The following is a 3651-nucleotide window of genomic DNA, read 5'->3' as shown; positions in this document are numbered from 1 at the left end:
ACGATGTTGGCGATCTCGTCCAGGGCGGCGGTCACCGGTACCGGGAGCCGAGAGCCGGGGCACTGGTCGGCCCGGTCGACCAGTGCCTTGAACACCGCGACGGTCAGGATCGAGGTCACCGGTCGGCCGATCGGATTCTCCTCGTCGGACACCAGATACAGCGTGTCGGCCTCAGAGCTTGCGAAGGCGACCGGGTCGAAGCGTTCGGCGCCTGCCTGGGGGGTCAGCAGGCGCACGATCTGACGTCGACCGAGGCAGGAGATCATGTTCTTGGCGGCGGAGAACACGTTGGATCGGGTGCGTGGTTCTGCCGCATACTTGCTGGCCAGGTCGGCGGCCTGGGGTCCCCACTGACTGTCGGACAGTATCTCCACCGGGGTGGAGTCCTCGAGGTTGGACACCCAGCCGTAGACGTCAGTGATGGGCCGATGCTTGAGCGCAGCGGCCAGGAACAGTGAGGCGAGCAGGTCCACGGCCTGGCTGTAGAAGTAGGCGTTGGGGTCGCTACCGGCCTCACCGCGGGCCGAGGCGGCGTTGAAGATTTCGGCCAGCTCTTCGGCGTTGCCGTCCCACCACTGGTCCCGGCGCACGAAGTCGAGCGGATCGAAGTACCAGCGGGAGGTGTCCAGTCCGACGGCCTTGTCCTGCGGGTCGAGTACCCACACCCGGCCGACCTGCTGACGGAACGGCATCGTGGCCTCGATGACGTCGCGCTTGCAGGAGGTGGAGATGCAGATTCCTGGCGCCCGCCGGATCATCGGGATGATGCGGCTGGAGGTCTTTCCCTGCCGTGGACCCCACAGATCCAGGTGTAGGTCTTCCCACCCGCCCCAGAGGTCTTGACCGGTGGCGACCTCTTTGCCGATGTACACCCCGGGCGTGGTCACCGTCTCCCCGCGCTCGCGGTTCGCGCGGGCAACGGTCTTGGCGGACAGGGACCGAACGTCGGAGCGTCCTGCCAGGTGCTTGGCCACATCGTCTACCCGGGTCCGGCCCGCGTTGCGCCGACCCAGAGCACTGGCTATCACTATGAGCACGATGAAGGCGGCGGCCACCAGGCTCACCGCAACGATCGTGGCCCCACCACTCCACTGCACCTGTCCTTGGAGTAGGTCAATGACCGCCACCACGGGGTTGCCGGGAACGACCTGACCGGTCGGGCTGATCTTCTCTCCGAGCTCCAGGCTCGCCCACGCTCCCAGCACCGCGACTGCGGCCACACCCATCGTGGCCAGCGCGATCGTGGGACCGGGTTCCTTCTGCTGCGGACGACGCGCTACGTCTTTGCCTGCCATCTTGAAAACACTCCCTGTAGTGGTGTTGGTCGTTACTGGCCGACGGATCGGTACTGGTAGCTGGCGACTTTCCAGGCCTCGCCCACGCGCTCGAGCTCGACGGTCACGGTGATCTGCTCCAAAGGCGTTGTCGCGCCGTCCGGGTGCAGCACCTTCTGCCGGACCTGGACCACTCGCGTGGCCTGCCTCGCCTCATTGGCGACCGGGTCCTGGTCGGGGCCAAGGGTGGCCACTCCGATGACGCGGTCACCCGACCTGGCCCACGCCGGCCACTGCCGCGGGGTCGGATCGGGGTCAGGACGAGTTGATGCAGCCTCGGCCAGGGGGCCGGTGAGCTGATCGGCGATGGCATTCATCGCATCCCACGGGGACTGCTGCGCAGCAGGTGTCCACGTGTGCAGTCCCGAGATCGTCGCGACGGCGACCTCATCAGCCGTGCTGATCGGCTCTATGTGCACGTGAGCATCGGTGCCGGGTTCGTCCTCGCGTCCGAGCGTGACGGCCGCGGCGATGGCCGCAACCACCACTGCCACCACTAGTGCCGCTAGTACGCCAACCTGGGTCTTGGTCACGGGCGTGCTCCTCATTCCTGGTCGATCATGCGTTTGCGAATCGAGCGGCCTCTTGCGGCACGATCTGCACGTACTTCTGGGTCTCTGCGTACGGCGGTACACCGCCGAACTGTTGGACTGCGCCGGGGCCTGCGTTGTAGCCGGCCAGCATCAAGGTCTGCGGGTCCCCGGTCAGCACACCGGAGGCGATGGCCTCGCGTTGACCACCTGCGATCTCGCACAGGTAGCGCGCAGCGGCCATCGTCGCGTCGGCCGGGTCGGACGGTGACCCCGACCCCGGTGGGCCTGCAATCTGCCCGTTCTCGTCCACTTTCGCCCCCTTAGATGCCCAGGTTCCGGGCATGAATTGCCCGTACCCTTGCGCCCCTGCCGTGGACACCGCAGTGGCCTGGAACCCGGCGGACTCGTGATAGATCAGCCCCGCCAGCAGCGGCGGATCGACCTCGCGGCACACCTGCCCGCCTAGTGCGATCCACTTGCGCAGCTCGTCGGGGATCTCGCCGTCGTTCAGGCTCCGGTGACCGAAGTCCGGTGCACAATCGTCGTCGCCGGGAGCTCCGGTGGTCTCCGAGGTGTTGTCGGCACCGTCTGTTGGTGCGGCGCCGTAGGTCTGGCCCGCAGACGGCATCCCGCCACCGGCGGTGGTCACGTGCACGTGGTCGTAATGGTTCTCAGTCGGATTGCCCCGATCGTCCATCAGGTGCGGTTGGCCTGACGACGGGATATACATCTGCCGCCAGATCATGTACTCGATGTTGAAAAACTCGCGGTGGGTCAGCAGGTAGTTCTTGATCCGGTTGCCCAGCTCACGCCCTTCGGAGGACTCGTAGTTCGGGATCATGATGTCCACTGCCCGACCCGATGGGTGATCTGGGAGGTCATCGACGGGCCGCCACCCGCCGATGGTTTGCACGCCGGGGAATCGCTGCGCCACTGCCCGGGCAACCCGGATCGAGTCGGTCTGGAGGTTGGCCTTGGACTGGATCTTGTCCGAGTCCGGCATCTGGCCGCCCGAGTGTGGGGCCGGCGTGGGGTCGGTGGCGTCGCTCTCGTCTTGGCCGGTGTCGGCCGGCCCCGATCCGGGGTTGACTGCCCGGTCCAGCCACGGCTGTGGATCGGTCTCGGTGCCGCCGGACAGTCGCCCGCCCTGCCAGACCTCGAAGTGCAGGTGGGGTCCCGTGGACTGTCCGTTGTTGCCGACCTTGCCGATGTACTGGCCTGCGGTCACGGTGTCACCGGTCTGTACTGCGACACCGTCGTCCCACATATGGCCGTACACGGTTGAGAAGGCCTGGCCGTCGATCGTGTGATCGAGGACGATCCAGTTCCCGAACCCGGACGCCTGGCCAGCGGCAGTGACCACTCCCCCGGCCATCGCGTACATGGCGGTGCCGTCGGGGGCGGCTAGGTCGATGCCCCGGTGGCCGGGGCGGTCGGCGCTCTTGTAGGTCGAGGACACGACGTACTCGCCCTCGGCGATCGGCAGACTCAGCTCGCCCGCGGGCACCCCGCCTGCGGAGGGGCTTCCGCTTTCCGGTCGACACGGGTCCCCGCCGTTGGGGCCGAGCACGACCACCATCACCAGCGCCAGCAGGATGATCCCGATGACTAGCCCGGTGACCATTTTCATCGACCTCACGAGGTCACTGACCGAGTCGGGCTCGAAGGGCAGCGACCTCGGCTTGCAGGGCTCGCAGGGACGTGGAGTTGTGCGCCTGCCATACGCCTGCATCGACCGACCACCGCCGCACCGAGTCGCGGCTGATGCCGAACTCGCGGGCGAC

The 3651-nt window shown here is 67.1% G+C and carries 3 protein-coding genes; all 3 read right to left on the bottom strand.

The annotated features are described in order from the left end of the window. A partial coding sequence (locus G6022_RS06360) for a type IV secretory system conjugative DNA transfer family protein (RefSeq protein WP_182691206.1) occupies window positions 1–1295 on the bottom strand: 1295 nt, incomplete at its 3' end. A 32-nt stretch (window positions 1296–1327) separates the two neighbouring features. Beyond that, a complete protein-coding gene (locus G6022_RS06355) occupies window positions 1328–1867 on the bottom strand; it encodes a hypothetical protein (protein WP_347237887.1) in 540 nt (179 codons plus the stop codon). 25 nt (window positions 1868–1892) lie between these two features. Then, window positions 1893–3491, bottom strand: coding sequence for a peptidoglycan DD-metalloendopeptidase family protein (locus tag G6022_RS06350; RefSeq protein WP_182640157.1), 1599 nt, complete (start codon window positions 3489–3491; stop codon window positions 1893–1895). Window positions 3492–3651: the final 160 nt, after the last annotated feature.

This window comes from Dietzia sp. Cai40 (assembly GCF_014145165.1).
GTDB classification, from domain to species: domain Bacteria; phylum Actinomycetota; class Actinomycetes; order Mycobacteriales; family Mycobacteriaceae; genus Dietzia; species Dietzia natronolimnaea.
This window is presented reverse-complemented; position numbering and strand designations above follow the sequence as displayed.

What these genes read in the sequence shown, in the direction of transcription:
- G6022_RS06350 (WP_182640157.1), bottom strand. Translation starts at nt 3,491, where the DNA reads ATGGTCACCGGGCTAGTCATCGGGATCATCCTGCTGGCGCTGGTGATG.